General features: G+C 41.3%; 16 protein-coding genes and 1 other annotated feature. Of the genes, 5 read left to right on the plus strand and 11 right to left on the minus strand.

What is annotated here, in order from left to right; translation table 11 throughout:
- Nucleotides 1-189 precede the first annotated feature (189 nt).
- The gene (locus V7K32_RS04435; RefSeq protein ID WP_012412073.1) at nucleotides 190-357 is read right to left on the minus strand and encodes a hypothetical protein; all 168 of its coding nucleotides are present in this window, start codon (nucleotides 355-357) and stop codon (nucleotides 190-192) included.
- Nucleotides 358-998: 641 nt separating this feature from the next.
- On the opposite strand from V7K32_RS04435, the gene V7K32_RS04440 reads away from it, so the two are divergent.
- Complete coding sequence (locus V7K32_RS04440; protein WP_334990699.1) at nucleotides 999-1,493, plus strand: NUDIX hydrolase; 495 nt, start codon at nucleotides 999-1,001, stop codon at nucleotides 1,491-1,493.
- A gap of 392 nt (nucleotides 1,494-1,885) precedes the next feature.
- Entirely contained in the window at nucleotides 1,886-2,728 is an 843-nt protein-coding gene (locus V7K32_RS04445; protein ID WP_334990701.1) for an alpha/beta fold hydrolase, read from the plus strand.
- Here the strand turns inward: V7K32_RS04445 and V7K32_RS04450 are convergent.
- The 5 genes from V7K32_RS04450 to V7K32_RS04470 all read right to left on the minus strand — a co-directional run bounded on the left by V7K32_RS04450 (nucleotide 2,720) and on the right by V7K32_RS04470 (nucleotide 6,222).
- Nucleotides 2,720-3,184: a type II toxin-antitoxin system VapC family toxin gene (locus tag V7K32_RS04450; protein WP_334990703.1), complete on the minus strand. Its 465-nt coding sequence runs from the start codon at nucleotides 3,182-3,184 to the stop codon at nucleotides 2,720-2,722. The two genes, V7K32_RS04445 and V7K32_RS04450, sit on opposite strands and share 9 nt — an antisense overlap.
- 8 nt (nucleotides 3,185-3,192) lie before the next feature.
- Nucleotides 3,193-3,606 (minus strand): hypothetical protein, encoded by a 414-nt coding sequence (locus V7K32_RS04455; RefSeq protein ID WP_334990705.1) that lies wholly within the window; start codon nucleotides 3,604-3,606, stop codon nucleotides 3,193-3,195.
- Nucleotides 3,607-3,850: 244 nt separating this feature from the next.
- Entirely contained in the window at nucleotides 3,851-4,384 is a 534-nt protein-coding gene (locus V7K32_RS04460) for a hypothetical protein (RefSeq protein ID WP_334990707.1), read from the minus strand.
- Between the two features lie 25 nt (nucleotides 4,385-4,409).
- Nucleotides 4,410-5,162, minus strand: coding sequence for a hypothetical protein (locus tag V7K32_RS04465; protein ID WP_334990709.1), 753 nt, complete (start codon nucleotides 5,160-5,162; stop codon nucleotides 4,410-4,412).
- A 163-nt stretch (nucleotides 5,163-5,325) separates the two neighbouring features.
- Nucleotides 5,326-6,222 carry a pantothenate kinase gene (locus tag V7K32_RS04470; RefSeq protein WP_334990711.1) on the minus strand — a complete coding sequence of 299 codons (897 nt, stop codon included), beginning with the start codon at nucleotides 6,220-6,222 and terminating at the stop codon, nucleotides 5,326-5,328.
- Between the two features lie 134 nt (nucleotides 6,223-6,356).
- On the opposite strand from V7K32_RS04470, the gene V7K32_RS04475 reads away from it, so the two are divergent.
- The 3 genes from V7K32_RS04475 to V7K32_RS04485 all read left to right on the plus strand — a co-directional run bounded on the left by V7K32_RS04475 (nucleotide 6,357) and on the right by V7K32_RS04485 (nucleotide 10,832).
- Nucleotides 6,357-8,081, plus strand: coding sequence for a diflavin flavoprotein (locus V7K32_RS04475; RefSeq protein ID WP_334990713.1), 1,725 nt, complete (start codon nucleotides 6,357-6,359; stop codon nucleotides 8,079-8,081).
- 356 nt (nucleotides 8,082-8,437) lie between these two features.
- Entirely contained in the window at nucleotides 8,438-10,177 is a 1,740-nt protein-coding gene (locus tag V7K32_RS04480; RefSeq protein ID WP_334990715.1) for a diflavin flavoprotein, read from the plus strand.
- 193 nt (nucleotides 10,178-10,370) lie between these two features.
- A complete protein-coding gene (locus tag V7K32_RS04485) occupies nucleotides 10,371-10,832 on the plus strand; it encodes a GNAT family N-acetyltransferase (protein WP_334990716.1) in 462 nt (153 codons plus the stop codon).
- Nucleotides 10,833-11,151: 319 nt separating this feature from the next.
- Here the strand turns inward: V7K32_RS04485 and V7K32_RS04490 are convergent, their stop codons facing one another.
- The 5 genes from V7K32_RS04490 to rplA form a co-directional block, all read right to left on the minus strand.
- A complete protein-coding gene (locus V7K32_RS04490) occupies nucleotides 11,152-11,487 on the minus strand; it encodes an RNA recognition motif domain-containing protein (RefSeq protein ID WP_334990718.1) in 336 nt (111 codons plus the stop codon).
- A gap of 252 nt (nucleotides 11,488-11,739) precedes the next feature.
- A complete protein-coding gene (locus V7K32_RS04495) occupies nucleotides 11,740-12,279 on the minus strand; it encodes a phycobiliprotein lyase (RefSeq protein ID WP_334990720.1) in 540 nt (179 codons plus the stop codon).
- Nucleotides 12,280-12,859: 580 nt separating this feature from the next.
- A complete protein-coding gene (gene rplL, locus V7K32_RS04500; protein ID WP_334990722.1) occupies nucleotides 12,860-13,252 on the minus strand; it encodes a 50S ribosomal protein L7/L12 in 393 nt (130 codons plus the stop codon).
- Nucleotides 13,253-13,353: 101 nt separating this feature from the next.
- On the minus strand, nucleotides 13,354-13,998 hold the full coding sequence (rplJ, locus tag V7K32_RS04505) for a 50S ribosomal protein L10 (RefSeq protein ID WP_334990724.1): 645 nt from the start codon (nucleotides 13,996-13,998) through the stop codon (nucleotides 13,354-13,356).
- A 63-nt stretch (nucleotides 13,999-14,061) separates the two neighbouring features.
- Nucleotides 14,062-14,230, minus strand: a sequence feature (ribosomal protein L10 leader region).
- Nucleotides 14,231-14,308: 78 nt separating this feature from the next.
- Nucleotides 14,309-15,022 carry a 50S ribosomal protein L1 gene (gene rplA / locus V7K32_RS04510; RefSeq protein WP_334990726.1) on the minus strand — a complete coding sequence of 238 codons (714 nt, stop codon included), beginning with the start codon at nucleotides 15,020-15,022 and terminating at the stop codon, nucleotides 14,309-14,311.
- Between the last annotated feature and the right edge of the window lie 77 nt (nucleotides 15,023-15,099).

Raw genomic sequence — 15,099 nt, forward strand, 5'->3', positions numbered from 1 at the left:
GGGAGTGGGGAGTAAGAATTTTAGATTTTAGATTTTAGATTTTGGATTTTAGATTGAAATTTAATCCAAAATCTAAAATTCAAAATCCAAAATTGAATTGCCTAATGCCCAAAAATAAATAAAGGCGTACATTTATTTGTACGCCCTAAAAGATAAATAATCTAAATAAGAAGGATTTAAGCAGTCAGCTTAGTCAGTGTCAGCTGCTGTTGCTGCTCCTTCTTCTTCTTCACTCTTTGGTGGTCTTTGTTGGAACCTTCTCTGCATTCTTCCTGTAGTAGTCCGTTTACGAAACTTTCTGGCATACGCCTGGTTCCGTAGCGCCTTTTCTTTTTTCGGGTTACGGCGCTTGGCCATGTTCACCTCATTAAATAAACAACAAAAAAGTAGCAACTAGGCATCACGTAGGCAATATCAGTTACCAATGTTATTGATATACTTGTAGCCTAGTGCAGCAATAAATACGCTTTAAACAGTGTACTAGTCTATCGCATTCTACCTTGCTCTGTCAATAACATTTTATAATTATTCCCACCAGCTAGCCGAAAAGCCCGGAATACAATTATGCGTGACTTTTGAGTTCCGCCTTGCAGTACTAGTTGTTGTTCTTGGAACAAACTAATCAATATTATCAAGAATTAGGTGGCGGTCTTAAACCCCGCTTAATTATCTCTTCTAATAAATTTGGGATTCAAACTTATCATTCAGATTATTTTTTTTAATGTGTGCTGAAAAAATATTACTGATAGCTGGTTTGGGCAAGGTTAATGTTAGTTATAAACTGAAAAACTTTCTGATTAAACAAATTTTATGTATATATGAATACAGTGCTTCTATTGAAACTTGATGTTAGAATCAAGAATATTCTACGTAAATCGTGAGAATAAAATCTCAAACCGCAAACAATTTTGTATAAACAATAACTCAATAATATTTTAATAAGTTGAGTTTATGTAAGTGGTAGAGAAGTATAGAATACAATACAAAAATTTTGAAGATTGAACGTTATTGCTTTTTTTCCGGCAGCTGTCCAGTCCACACGTAGCTTATGGCGTATTGGACAAACAGTATTGGGTATTATATTTCGTCATCCCATTACTGGCACTAGTATCATCCCAATTTTACCCGATGGTCGCATAGTACTGATCAGGCGGCGTGATGATGGTCTTTGGGCATTGCCTGGAGGCATGGTGGATTGGGGAGAAGATATTCCCAACACAGTCCGCCGGGAATTGCTTGAGGAAACCGGGCTAGAATTGGTGAAAATTAATCGTTTGGTAGGAGTTTACTCCGCACCAGACCGCGATCCCAGAATCCATTCAATTTGTGTTGTGGTTGAAGCCGAGGTACATGGGACAATGGAGATTCTAGATACTTTGGAAGTCATGGAAATCCAAGCTTTCTCTCCCAATTTACTACCTTCAGGGCAGATGTCTCACGACCATACTCGGCAGTTGCAAGACTACTTGAAGGGACTGACAACATTGGCATAACAATATTTAGTCATTTGTTATTTGTTATTTGTCATTTGCCGCCAAAGTATATGATCTAAGGAAGCTTTTCTACGAGATAAATTCGCGTTCGGCTCACACTTGTGTGTTTGTAATTTGTCAAAAAATAATTACTAATGACTAATGACCAATGACCAATTAGGGCTATTTCATTCTATAAATAAACCGCCCAAAACTAAAGTTCTAGGCTCATAGTTATAGTCCGTTTTAACGGACTATAACATGAGTCTCAGTCATCTTTAGATGAATGAGTGCTATAAGAGAGGTGAATTCATTCTGAGGCGGACTAGATGAGAATGAAATAGCCCTAATGACTAATGACTAATGACCAATGACTATTTATTATGGTGCTAAAAGTTAACTACTAAATTAAAATGAATATACTTTTCCGTAACTCGCGGATAAAGCTCTCTCAAGGGCTGATATTCTGGCGTGAAGTCGGTGAAAAAACTCCTATAATTTTTTTACATGGTGCTTGGAATGAGAGCAGTCAATGGTTATCTGTGATGGAGTCCCTTGCACAAGATTTCCATTGCTTTGCACTTGATTTGTTGGGGTTTGGTGAATCAGAAAATCCGAATATCCACCATTCGATAGATTTACAAGTAGAGTGTTTAGCTGAATTTTTGCAAGCTGTCAAGCTAGAAAAAGTATATTTAGTAGGACATTCTCTTGGGGGTTGGGTTGCTGCTAGCTATGCTTTAAAGTATCCAGAGAAAGTTGATGGTGTGGTACTGCTAGCACCAGAGGGTGTAGAGATAGCTGGACTTGAAGAGTATTGCCACAAGATGCGGCGATTATTGAATTATCCACCACTAATAGTTAAATTGTGGCGATCGCTAACTCCTTTCACTAAAATTGGGGGTTGGTATGAAAAAATTGCCCAGGATTTACAATTACTTCAGGAATTGTTGCGTTACCCCATAGCTTGTCAGTTACTCTTCAAACGGCGACAAGCAGAGATTGAGGCGGAATTAGTGCAAAAGCGGCTTTACATGATAGATGTGTCGGTTTTGATTTTACAAGGTGGCCAAGATTCACCAGATGCTTTAGCTAAAAGTCGGGTTTATGCTCAACTGATGCCGAAAGTCGAGTTAAAAATGATTCCCCATGCCGGAAATGACTTACCAAAATCTTGTGCTGGGGTTGTGGCGATGGAGATTGGGGATTTTATTAAAGATATTTTAAAAAGCCATAATTTAAACGAATTAAACTAGCTCATTAAGAGTTTGTTGCCAATCCACAACACATATTCCTTCGCTCTCAAAGCGTGATATGTGTTTCAAGTTTGTTGTTACAACTATGACTTGATCAAAACTCTTCAATTGGAGAATTGCTTGAGCAGCAAGAATTACATCACCATCCAAACTTTCATTGCTTGCTGTAGGCTGACCCTGGTTTCGTACCCATGCCCATAATTCGGCTGCTTTTAGCATCGTTTCGGGAGTCAGTGGTATGAGACAAATTTGGCTAAGTTTGTTAAGGCGATCTATACTTTTTTGTTTTCCTTGTCTCAATAGTTCACGCCGAAGTTCATAATCGGCTATTTCTGGCACACCTATAACAGTTTCAGTTTTCTGTAAAGATTTCAACCACTGCTGAACTTTTGGGTTTACTTTTGGATGCGTTACTTGACTCAAAGGATGAGTGTCTAGCAATATGGCTCTACCCATCTAAGTTTTTATAGTGATAACTGACTTTGGTTCAAAGCTGTCTTAATCTGCGGGTATGTTTGCTCATCGTATCCACATTCATCAGCCATCCATTCGTCAACTAGTCCTATTACTTTTTCTAAGGAATCATCCCCTTTTGCTTCCGATTCAGAAAATTGTAGAGCAAATTTATATTTATCCAGCTTGGTTACACTCGATGAGAGGGCAGGGAATTGGTTAGTCATAGCTCCTTCATTAATGTCTCTCGTCTCATTAGAAACAGATGTTGCTATACGATAGTTTTCAGAAATCAGAATATTGGACAATAGGGAAGATTTTTCTTCAATCAACCCATCGATTTGCGTTCTAATTTTTAGCAGTTCCACTAAAGATAAGGTATCTAATTGACGCAGAATCACATCTAGCTGTGATGTCTCGGACATAACTTAACGCTGGGTAAACTTCTATTTCAATTTTATGCTATTCAAGCTTTGTTTGTTTGCTGACCTTCTGATCGCTCTAAAACTCCCCGTTTACCTTTACCAGAATCTTGTGCTGGGGTTGTAGCGATCGAGATTCGGGAGTTTATTAAAGGGAATTAGTAATTACAGATATCTATAAAAAAACGTTTATTTATATTAATTAAATAAACGTCAGGGTCAATATAATCGCTAGGTCTTAATAAAGTTATTGATTTTCTGCAATATCGACGCTTAGTCCATCTCCAGTTTCTGCATCCACTACCATTAAAATTTTCGATTTTTTAAATTTTTCTGGATGTGGTGTTTTTTCATCACGGACTCGTTGTGCTACATCAATCCCGTTTGGTGCGTCAATTTCAATTAACCAGACACGACGGTTAGGGTGTACTTGAGCGTTTTCGACGATATCGCCGCCAAGTTTAGTTTTAAATTTGATGTAATCGGCGTAAGTTATAAGCCGTGCATTTTTGAGATTTAAACCCTGTCGTAATTGTCCAATTGCACGTTCTTTTGTAATCATCTGCAAAACGGATTTTGCGCTGTTATCTGGGTAAAGATATTCTGTCGGTGTTGTTGGTAATGGTGGCTCAGGAATAATAGGATGATTGAATTCAGGTGGTCTTCTCAATCCCGGAGGGTCACTGTTATCTGGGTTATCTACTGAATTTTGCGCTAATAATGATGTTGTCGGAATTGTCATACCAATCGCCAAAATACCTAAAAACAAAAGCTTTTTCATTTTTAACTCTGTTGATTACAATCTATTAAGGACGTAAGAATTGAATAACGTTTGGGTTCCCATTTTGTATAGAATACCAACTTGAATACCACCCATAGCTATTATTTTCTGCGGCTACAGGTGCAGTTCCGGTGTAATTCTGAAATCCTGATGCACCTACAGGATAAGTCCAGATATTCTCGACAGAAGTTCCATTTGTAAATGAATGTTGATTATCTTTTGACTCAATACCAATATTTAACTGCTTCCCAACATTGTAATTACTCGCACCTGCAATCGTAATGAAGTAAGCTGCAATGTTGTCAACAGATGACTTCCATCGATTAGGTTGAGTTAAATCCCGCTCTAGTTTATATCGGTGAGATCCTGTAGGATTTGCACTACCAATCGTCCCCTCGTAATACCATCTGCTACCATCGGCAGTAACACGCTGATAAGTGAAGTAGTGCCCATCCCAGTAAGTTTGTTCCTCTGGTCGTGGGTTAAGAATTTTAATTGATGTCGCAGTCAATCCTTTGCCTCCGCCCAATTCTACCCATTCTCCCGGTTTATTAATTTGTTGCGGAAAAAATATCCACATTGCTTTGTTTAGCGGGTATGGCGTGGCTGGTGAAGAAATTAAATCTTCAGTCTGTCCATTTGCGGTAAATGCAGCACCATACATATCTTGTATGATGTATCGCTGTGTGTACTGTGAAGATGTTTGTGTAGCATTAACTTTCGTCACACCAAGTATTGAGGCTGTCAGTACGAAAGCTGCTATCAATTTTTTATTCATAGTATGTGAATATGTTCCAATATTTACTTTAATCTCTGTGCTACGCCTTGTAAGTCCTAGTGTCCAACTAAATCTATACTCTTTATGAGTACGTTAGTAACCGTATATTTACTTGATAAGAGAAAATCAGTATTTACTGATTAGCTAACGAAATTTTATAAAGCTAATACAAAGACATTCCCAAAAAAATCAAATTGGGTTCCACAATCAAACGTGCTGCAATTTCAGGATAAAAGGCTTGTAGATAATTTAGTAATAAAGTGCGATCGCCCCCTTTAATCGCAATTTTTCCATTAGGAAATAATTGCAACCACGCTTCAATAAAATCTTTAATTCCAGCTAATATTGTATAAAATACTCCACTTTGAATAGCTTCTGTAGTATTCAAAGCAAAACGTGGTGGTAGAGACGGGAAATTTTGCATTTCTACTAATGGTAATTGTCCTGTTTTTTGACTGAGAGTTGCAAATTGTAAACCTAATCCTGGCAAAATTGCACCTCCAACTAGACACTGATTAGCATCCGCAGCCGTAAAAGTTAGCGCTGTCCCAGCATCAATTACCAACATTGGAAAACCCCACGTTTTCCCCGCTCCCCACAAAGCTAAAGCGCGGTCAATTCCGAGTGTGGGATAAACACCTGTTAGTGGTAATTGGTCTAAGGTAATAACATGAGTATTTGGGTAAGTTTGCCAAATAGCAGTTTGACTGGGAACTACAGAGGCGAGAATCAGGGGAGGCGGAAAATTTAAAGTCTCTCTCATTTTAGGAGAAAGATTTAGAGAGAGGTTTTCCAGATACTGTGAAAAGTCAGAAGATGAGGGGGATAAGGGAGATAAAGAACGATTTTCTTCCCCTGCTCCCCTAATTTTCTGATGGGATGGAAAAATTGCCAGTAGTAAATGATCCAAGGTTTGACATTTAGCTAACTGTTGCATGACAGACTCAGCTAGATGGTCGGTATCCCAAGCTGAGTAAAGCTTTTTGCCAATAAACAACGCCCAATGTAGCCGAGAGTTCCCAATTTCTAAAGCTAGCCAAATTTCTCCTATCTCCCTCATCTCCCTAATCCCTCTGCGGTTTCACACTTTTAACTTTTTTAAGTCAAGGATAGATTTTTTAATAAAACTTAACATTCAAGTCATGTCACAATAAAACTAGAGGAACAAATACTCATTGTGTCAAGGAGGGAGTTATGGTAGCGCTCACCGAAAAAACTGAAAAACGGCTCACCATACAAACTGTGGAGATTTCTCAAGGGACTACGGCTATTCGCTCTTTGGATTGGGATCGCGATCGCTTCGATATTGAGTTTGGTCTGCAAAACGGTACCACCTATAACTCGTTTCTCATCCGTGGGGAGCAGACAGCCTTAGTTGATACCTCTCACGAAAAGTTTCGTCAACTATACTTGGATACGCTCACCGGACTAATCAAGCCAACAGATATTGATTATTTGATTATCAGCCACACCGAGCCAGACCATAGCGGTTTAGTTAAAGATTTGCTGCAAATGGCTCCAGAAATAACCGTTGTCGGCTCTAAAGTGGCAATTCAGTTTCTGGAAGATTTCGTACATCAGCCATTTAAACGGCGGATTGTGAAAAATGGCGATCGCTTAGATTTGGGCAATGGTCATGAATTTGAATTCGTGATTGCCCCAAATTTACACTGGCCGGATACCATTTTCAGCTTCGACCACAAAACCAAAATTCTCTATACCTGCGATGCCTTTGGGTTGCACTATTGCTCAGATAGCACCTTTGATGAAGACTTGGCGGCGATCGAAGAAGACTTTCATTACTACTACGATTGCTTGATGGGGCCAAATGCCCGGTCAGTTTTATCTGCCCTCAAGCGGATGGCGGAACTGAAAACCATTAACATGATTGCCACAGGACATGGGCCATTATTATCTCACAATGTTGAGGAATTAGTTGGACGTTACCGCATTTGGAGCCAAACCCAAACCAAGCCAGAAACCGTGATTGGGATATTTTACGTTTCCGAATACGGATATAGCGATCGCCTCGCTCAATCAATTGCCAACGGTATCGGTAAAACCGGTGTTGCCGTGGAAATTGTCGATTTGGGATCGGAAGTAGATTTACAAGAACTGCGGGAATTAGTTAGCCGTTGTGCTGGGCTAATCGTTGGTCTACCTCCGGCTTCTGGGGCTGGGAACATCCAAGCTGCACTCAGCACAATTTTAGGATCTGCCAAAGAAAAGCAAGCTATCGGCGTATTTGAAACCGGCGGTGGCGATGATGAACCGATAGATCCTTTGCTGAGTAAATTTCGCAATTTGGGTTTGACAACAGTTTTTCCAGCGATTCGGATTAAACAAACGCCCACAGAAAATACATACAAGCTGTGTGAAGAAGCGGGTACAGACTTAGCTCAATGGGTAACACGCGATCGCAGTATTAAAGCCATGAAATCCCTTGGTGCTGACTTAGATAAAGCATTAGGTAGGATCAGTGGCGGACTGTATATCATCACTGCCAAAAAAGGCGATGTTTCCAGTGCCATGTTAGCCTCCTGGGTTGCTCAAGCCAGCTTCAAACCCTTGGGATTTTCCATTGCAGTAGCCAAAGATCGGGCAATTGAATCACTCATGCAAGTAGGCGATCGCTTTGTTCTCAACGTCTTAGAAGAAGGCAATTTCCAACCACTAATGAAGCACTTTTTGAAACGGTTCGGCCCAGGTGCTGATCGCTTTGAAGGAGTGAGAACCCAGCCAGCCGAAAATGGTGCGCCTATCCTCAACGACGCCCTCGCCTATATGGAGTGCGAAGTCGTCAGTAGAATGGATTGCGGCGACCATTGGGCAGTATACAGCACCGTCTACGCTGGACGAGTTTCTAAGCCAGAAACTTTAACTGCTGTGCATCATCGTAAAGTTGGTAATCATTATTAAAAAGTTAAAAGTTAGGAGTTAGAAGTTAAAAATTAGGAGTTGTAGAGATGAGTTTAACAAAAAATATCGTCTGCACAACGGAAGTTAAAAGATTTGGATTAACGACTTTCTTAAACTCCTAACTCCTAACTCATAACTCCTAAGTAAGTGGGCGCAAATAATCATCACTGGCTCGTAGTTGCGCTAAAGCGCAAGAGGGCGCAACTACGAGCCAAATACAGAGATTTTACTTTTCGTTACATAGTTTGGTTTTATCTTGCCTACCTACTTAACTCATAACTCATAACTCCTAACTCATAACTCCTAACTCATAGCTCCTAACTCCTAACTCCTAACTCCTAACTCTTGTTTTAGCCATGTCACAAAATAAACCCCGTGATGTTCAAGTTTATCCAATAGCTACAGATACAAGAATACTGCGATCGCGCAGTTGGTCTAGGCTCAGATTTGAAATTGAATATGCTCTTGCTAAGGGTACAACTGCTAATTCTTATTTAATCGAAAGCGAAAAAACTGCCATTATTGACCCTCCAGGGGAAACGTTTACGGAAATTTATTTAAAAGCGTTGCAGCAGCGTTTCCATCTCGAAGACTTAGATTATGTAATTTTGGGACACATCAACCCCAACCGGGCTACAACTTTAAAAGCTTTGTTGAAAATTGCCCCGCAAATCACTTTTGTTTGTTCTAATCCTGGGGCGATAAATTTACGTGGGACGCTGGAAAATCCAGATTTGCAAATTCTTGTGATGCGGGGTGAAGACACCCTAGATTTAGGCAACGGGCATAATTTACAATTTATTCCCACACCCAATCCCCGCTATGCAGATCAACTTTGCACCTACGATCCGCAAACGGAAATTCTCTACTCAGATAAGTTATTTGGGGCGCATGTTTGCGGAGATCAGGTATTTGATGAAGGCTGGGAAATATATAACGAAGATCGGCGCTATTATTTTGATTGCCTCATGGCTCCCCACGCTCGTCAAGTTGAAACAGCGCTGGAAAAATTAGCTGATTTTCCCGTGAGAATGTATGCCACTGGACACGGGCCTTTGGTACGCTATGGCTTAATTGACCTGACTAAAGCTTATCGCCAATGGAGTCAACAGCAAACATCTGCGGACTTGACAGTGGCGTTGATTTATGCGTCAGCTTATGGGAATACGGCAACATTAGCCCAAGCGATCGCTCGTGGGATTACCAAAGCTGGTGTTGCTGTAGAATCGATTAACTGCGAATTTACTGAACCAGAAGAAATCCGGGCGGCTGTAGAAAAAGCCGATGGTTTCATCATGGGTTCTCCTACCCTCGGTGGTCATGCACCTACACCCGTGCAAACAGCTTTAGGAATTGTACTATCCACAGCGACTAATAATAAACTCGCTGGTGTTTTTGGTTCCTTTGGCTGGAGTGGGGAAGCGGTTGATTTAATTGAGGGTAAATTGAAAGATGCTGGCTATCGGTTTGGTTTTGACACCATCCGCGTCAAATTCAAACCCGACGATGCTACCTTACAATTGTGTGAAGAAGCCGGAACCGACTTTGCCCAAGCATTAAAGAAAGCCAAAAAAGTGCGATCTGCGCCTCGCAGCAGCGCTTCGCTATCGCCAAGTCTTCCTGCTACTAATGTAGAACAAGCAGTTGGGCGGATTGTCGGTTCTCTTTGTGTTCTCACAGCCAAAGAAGGCGATCGCTCCAGTGCCATGTTAGCCTCTTGGGTGTCTCAAGCTAGCTTTAGTCCTCCTGGTTTAACCATAGCTGTAGCTAAAGACCGGGCAGTAGAAACACTGACACATACAGGCAATAAATTTGTCCTGAATATTCTTAAAGAAGGCAATCACTTGGGATTGATGAAGCACTTCCTCAAACCCTTCGGCCCAGGACAAGACCGATTCGCTGATGTCGCCGCAGAAGTTGCTGAAAACGGTTCTCCCATACTTACAAATGCCCTAGCATATCTTGAATGTTCCGTACAAAACCGGATGGAATCTGGCGATCATTGGCTGGTTTATGCCACTGTGGAGAATGGCAAATTGTTAGATAACGATGGTGTTACAGCTGTGCATCATCGCAAGTCGGCAACTCATTATTAAACATCTCCGAAAAAGAATGTAGAGACGTAGCAGTGCTATGTCTCTAGAAGGGTTCTGCGTAACGCATATTTAATTTCTGGAGATGTCTATTCAGCAGGGTGGTTTAGTCTCTAAGCGGTTGAAGAATAGGTATAAAACTACTCTTAAAGCTTTCTTGGGAATACCGTAAGATGTTGAACGTAAATTCTAGATTATGTCAATTTTGATGATTAGAGAATGGTTGCAAGGGGAGTATTCAATCACCACAGATGTTAATCAGCTAGACCTGAACATTATACACCAGTTTCTGGCAAGTTCTTACTGGGCAAAAGGGTTGCCACTTGAGGTTTTACAAAGATCCATTCAAAATTCCCTTATATTTGGTTTATATAAGGGCAAACAACAAATTGGCTTTGCCCGCTTGATAACAGATCATGCCACATTTGCCTATGTTGCTGATGTGTTTATTTTAGAGCCTTTTCGGGAGCAAGGTTTAGGCAAGTGGCTGATAGAAACGATTATTTCTTATCCTGAATTGCAGGGCTTGCGCCGATGGTTGCTAGCAACAAAAGATGCACATGAGTTGTACAGACGATTTGGATTTACTGAACTTAAGAATTCAGACCGCTTGATGGAGAAGTGGAGTCCAGATGTTTATCAGCAGACAGGTGATTGACCTCAATCCAAAAAAGCGTAGTCAAAGCGATCGCTCGCTTTGAATAAAGAAGGAGCAGTTCAATATTTAGGCTTCCCAATAGACCTGTAAAAACTCAATAGCACTCTACACAAATCATCTAACTGAGCAATTGAAAGCCTTTGAGTTGGGCTTGCAACTCAGGTGTAACCGTTGCAATACGACTGTTAAGAATGATACCAATGACAGATGTACGCCTCTACTGAGTATTATTAACAAGTAAAGTTTTGCGTAAAAAAGGCTCAAGCATTGCTGCCTAAGCCTTTTCTAGATTCAACTAAATGACTTTCGCCTACTTAGCTTAGTAGCGACCACGGTTGTAGCCGCCGCCGCCGCCGCCGCCGCCGCCGCCACGATTACCACCACCACCGAAGGAGCCACCTCCACCTCGGTCTTCTCTGGGCTTGGCCTTATTCACTTTAAGGTCACGACCCAACCATTCAGCACCATCAAGCGCTTCAATGGCTTTTGTTTCTTCATCTTCTGAACTCATTTCCACGAAAGCAAAGCCGCGTAAACGACCTGTTTCACGATCAGTAGGTAGCTGAACACGCTTTACAGCACCATATTCTGCAAATACAGCACTCAGCGCATCTTGTGTAACTTCATAGGAGAGGTTACCAACGTAAATTGACATTAAATGTCTCCAAAATCATAAGTTTGTAGAGATTTAGATTTCGGAGAGAAGTCTGTAATACCAAAAGGGAAAAGCCTGTCAATACTAAAAACAAACACTGTCGCCGAATTAATTCTCATTTCACTTCCCATGATGACATAGCAACTAACTTTCTGGGGGAAATTTTCAAAATTGTTATAAAAAGTTATATAGCAGTCCGCTTTGATTTTTGAAATTATTTGCGTAGACAGGGAGTCGGGAGTAGGGAAGAAGCTAATCTATTCTATTTTCTAAATATTGCCCAATCATCAACTGCTCACCAGCACGAGAGATGATCGTCTGTCTGGTGCGGTATTTGCTGCCAATTAGCTTTAACTCTTCCTCAAACACTGAACCGTTGTATTCAGTTCGCAAACATAGTGTTTTCGGGTTAGAGAAATAATACTGGGCGGTAACTGGTTTGGATATGGCAAAACCGCGATCGCGGTACAAAATGTTTCCCTTAACCCCAAATATTGTTGAACCTTGCGATTCTTTCTTTGTATTTAGCACATTTGTACTTTCCCATACAACTGCTGCACCACAGATTAAACTACCTGCATCAGACAAATCGTGCATCTGAGCTAGCTTTTGCAATTCATCACAGCCCTGCTCTAAAAAATTGATCGTAACTATACTCTCCATCTCCTTAGTTTCTCCCTGCGGTAGCGTGTAGTAGCGTCGTTGCGATCGCCACTTCCCTGCTGATTCCTGGAAAAATTCAAAAATCTGGGATTCATCAGTGGTTTGTACGATTTTGAGCAATGATGTCACGCCTTACCTTCCTCGCCTAATGCAAATATATTTCTGGCAAAAAACTTTATTCTTGCTGTTGTTGCTATGGTACTTTTCGCCCTGTTCTTGCCATATTACGCAAGGGGGGTAAGAAAAATAGTGTCTTCTAATGCATTATAAACATAAAAAAGCAATAAATATTTAATATTCTTAATGAAGTCAATAAAATACTATAAATATAGCAACAGACAAGAAGGTTAAAACATTAAACCACGTCTATCTTGAAACCTATAGTTCTTCCATGATGAAAAGGATTTGCCCTCATCCCCCAACCCCGAATCCCTCTCTCTGGGATTCGGGGAGCCAGAATTTCAAACTCCCTCTCCCAGAGAGAGGGAGAGGGATTTAGGGAGAGGGTGAAAACTACGGTTCTCAACTAAGATTTGGTTTAACTGATGATAAAACCTATATACAAAAAGACTTTCAACCCAGTCCCTAGTAAAGAGTCCCCTGCTATATCAGGATTTTCGTGAATTGGTACGAGAACCGCAATAATTGACAATGAAAAAAAGGAGCCTAAATCAGGCTCCTTAATCACAAACTGGTAATAGAATTGTGACTACTTAACAGTCACCTTACCGCCAGCTTCTTCGATGCGCTTCTTAGCATCTTCAGCAGCATCCTTAGCAAGACCTTCTTTAACTGCCTTGGGCGCAGCTTCTACCAAGTCTTTCGCTTCTTTCAGACCCAAACCGGTCAATTCCCGGACAATCTTCAGCACGGCAATCTTCTTATCAGCTGGGACTGATTCGAGAATTACTTCAAACTCGGTTTGCTCAACAACTTCCTCAGCCGGAGCAGCACCACCAGCACCAGGCATCATCATCATGCCGCCAACGGGTGCAGCAGCACTCACGCCAAAAGCGGTTTCAATTTGCTTGACTAACTCAGAAGCTTCCAGCAAAGAAAGGGTTTTTAGTTGTTCTAAAATTTGATCGGTTGCAGCAGACATTGATATAACTCCTGTAATTTTGATTATTTATTAGTCATTAGTCATTAGTCATTAAGTCATTGGTCATTAGCTTTTGACTTTTGACTGACGAACTACGAAGTCTATTCAGCAGCAGTTTCAGTGCTACTATCAGGTTCAGCAGCAGTTTCAGTGCTGCTATCAGGTTCAGCAGCAGTTTCGGCGCTGCTATTTTGGACAGCAGCAGTTTCGGTGCTACCACCACTTTGCTCTTGTTCAGACACAGCCTGCAAAGCACGAGCCAGTGAACCAGGAACTTCGTTGATACCCACAGCAATCTTAGTAGCCAAGGCGTTGATAGCCCCAGCAATTTGGGCGATGAGTTGTTCCTTAGATGGCAAGTCTCCCAGTATCTTGACATCAGGTTCTTTGAGTAGGCGACCTTCTAGTACACCACCACGAAGTTCTGTCTTCTTACTGACTTTTTGGAATTCTTGGTATGCCTTAATTGCCGATGAAAAATCTTCTTTTACCAGCAAAAAGGCGGAAGAACCATTGAGCAATTCCGACATAGGCTGCCATTTTTCATCATCTTTAATGGCAATGCCCATAAAAGTGTTCTTAGTCACCTTACAAACGGTGCCACTAGGACGCAGCCGCCGCCGTAAGTCTGTGATTTCAGAAACTGTTAGCCCCTGATAGTCAATTACCAGTGCCAGAGTTGACTGACTCAAAGTTTCTTTGAGGTCAGCTACTATCTCTTTTTTATTTTCTAGTGTTCTACCCATTGCAATCTCACCTCCTTAAAATAATCGGTGAAGTACCCTACTTGTACGTTTCTTCTAAACCTGAACCCAAACAACAAACCCCAGCTAACTTAGCCGGGGTTGACTATTAAAACTCTTAACGCCATAGTTATCACACCTTTAAGGGTGGTAATTCTGACTATTAAAGTTTTAACCTCGGCAGGATATTTAAGCTATTAGCACCTGCTGTCTCCGGCTTTGCCTATTTAATTTAAAGTGAGGAGTGAGGAGTTAAAAATAAAACTCATAACTCATAACTCTTAATTCCTAACTCATAACTCCTAACTTTTAGTTAACCTGCTTCGCTCAGTTTCAAATCTCGTAGGGCGGTGACATCAATTTTAATCGATGGCCCCATTGTGGCTGACACATAAAATGTGCGCCAATAACGACCTTTAGCTCCTGAAGGACGGTTACGGTCAATCGTCTCTTGTAATGCCTTCAGGTTGACTAACAAATCTTCAGGCGAGAATGTTGCCTTACCAAACATAACATGAACAATACCAGTTCGGTCAGCTCGGAATTCTAATTTACCAGCTTTGAATTCTGCGATCGCACTTCCTAAATCAAATGTTACGGTTCCACCTTTGGGCGATGGCATCAAACCACGCGGACCAAGCAACTTACCCAGCTTTGCCACCTGTGGCATCACATCGGGTGTGGCAATTAGTTTGTCAAAATCCATTCTACCTTTCTGGATTTCGTCAATCAGTTCTTCTGATCCTACTATATCAGCACCAGCGATGCTAGCTTCGTTTACCTTTTCGCCTCTGGCAATCACCGCTACCCGGACGATTTGTCCTGTACCTTTAGGCAGTGCTACCGTTGTCCGCAACTGTTGGTCTGTATACTTAGGGTCAATTCCTAACCGGATATGTGCTTCCGCAGCTTCGGCAAATTTAGCTGTTGCTGTGTCTTTGAGAAGGGCTAAAGCCTCTAAAGGATGATAGTCCTTGTCTTCTACTTTTGCTTGCAGCGTCTGCAAACGACGCGATATTTTTACCATTTTTTTCTCCTGGGGTAATTCCGAAGCCTCGCCTCTCCCCCGATACAATTTTGGATTTTAGCTTTTGGAGTAGCAAG

Origin of the sequence: Nostoc sp. (assembly GCF_036917635.1) — a bacterium.
Taxonomy (GTDB): Bacteria; Cyanobacteriota; Cyanobacteriia; order Cyanobacteriales; family Nostocaceae; genus Nostoc.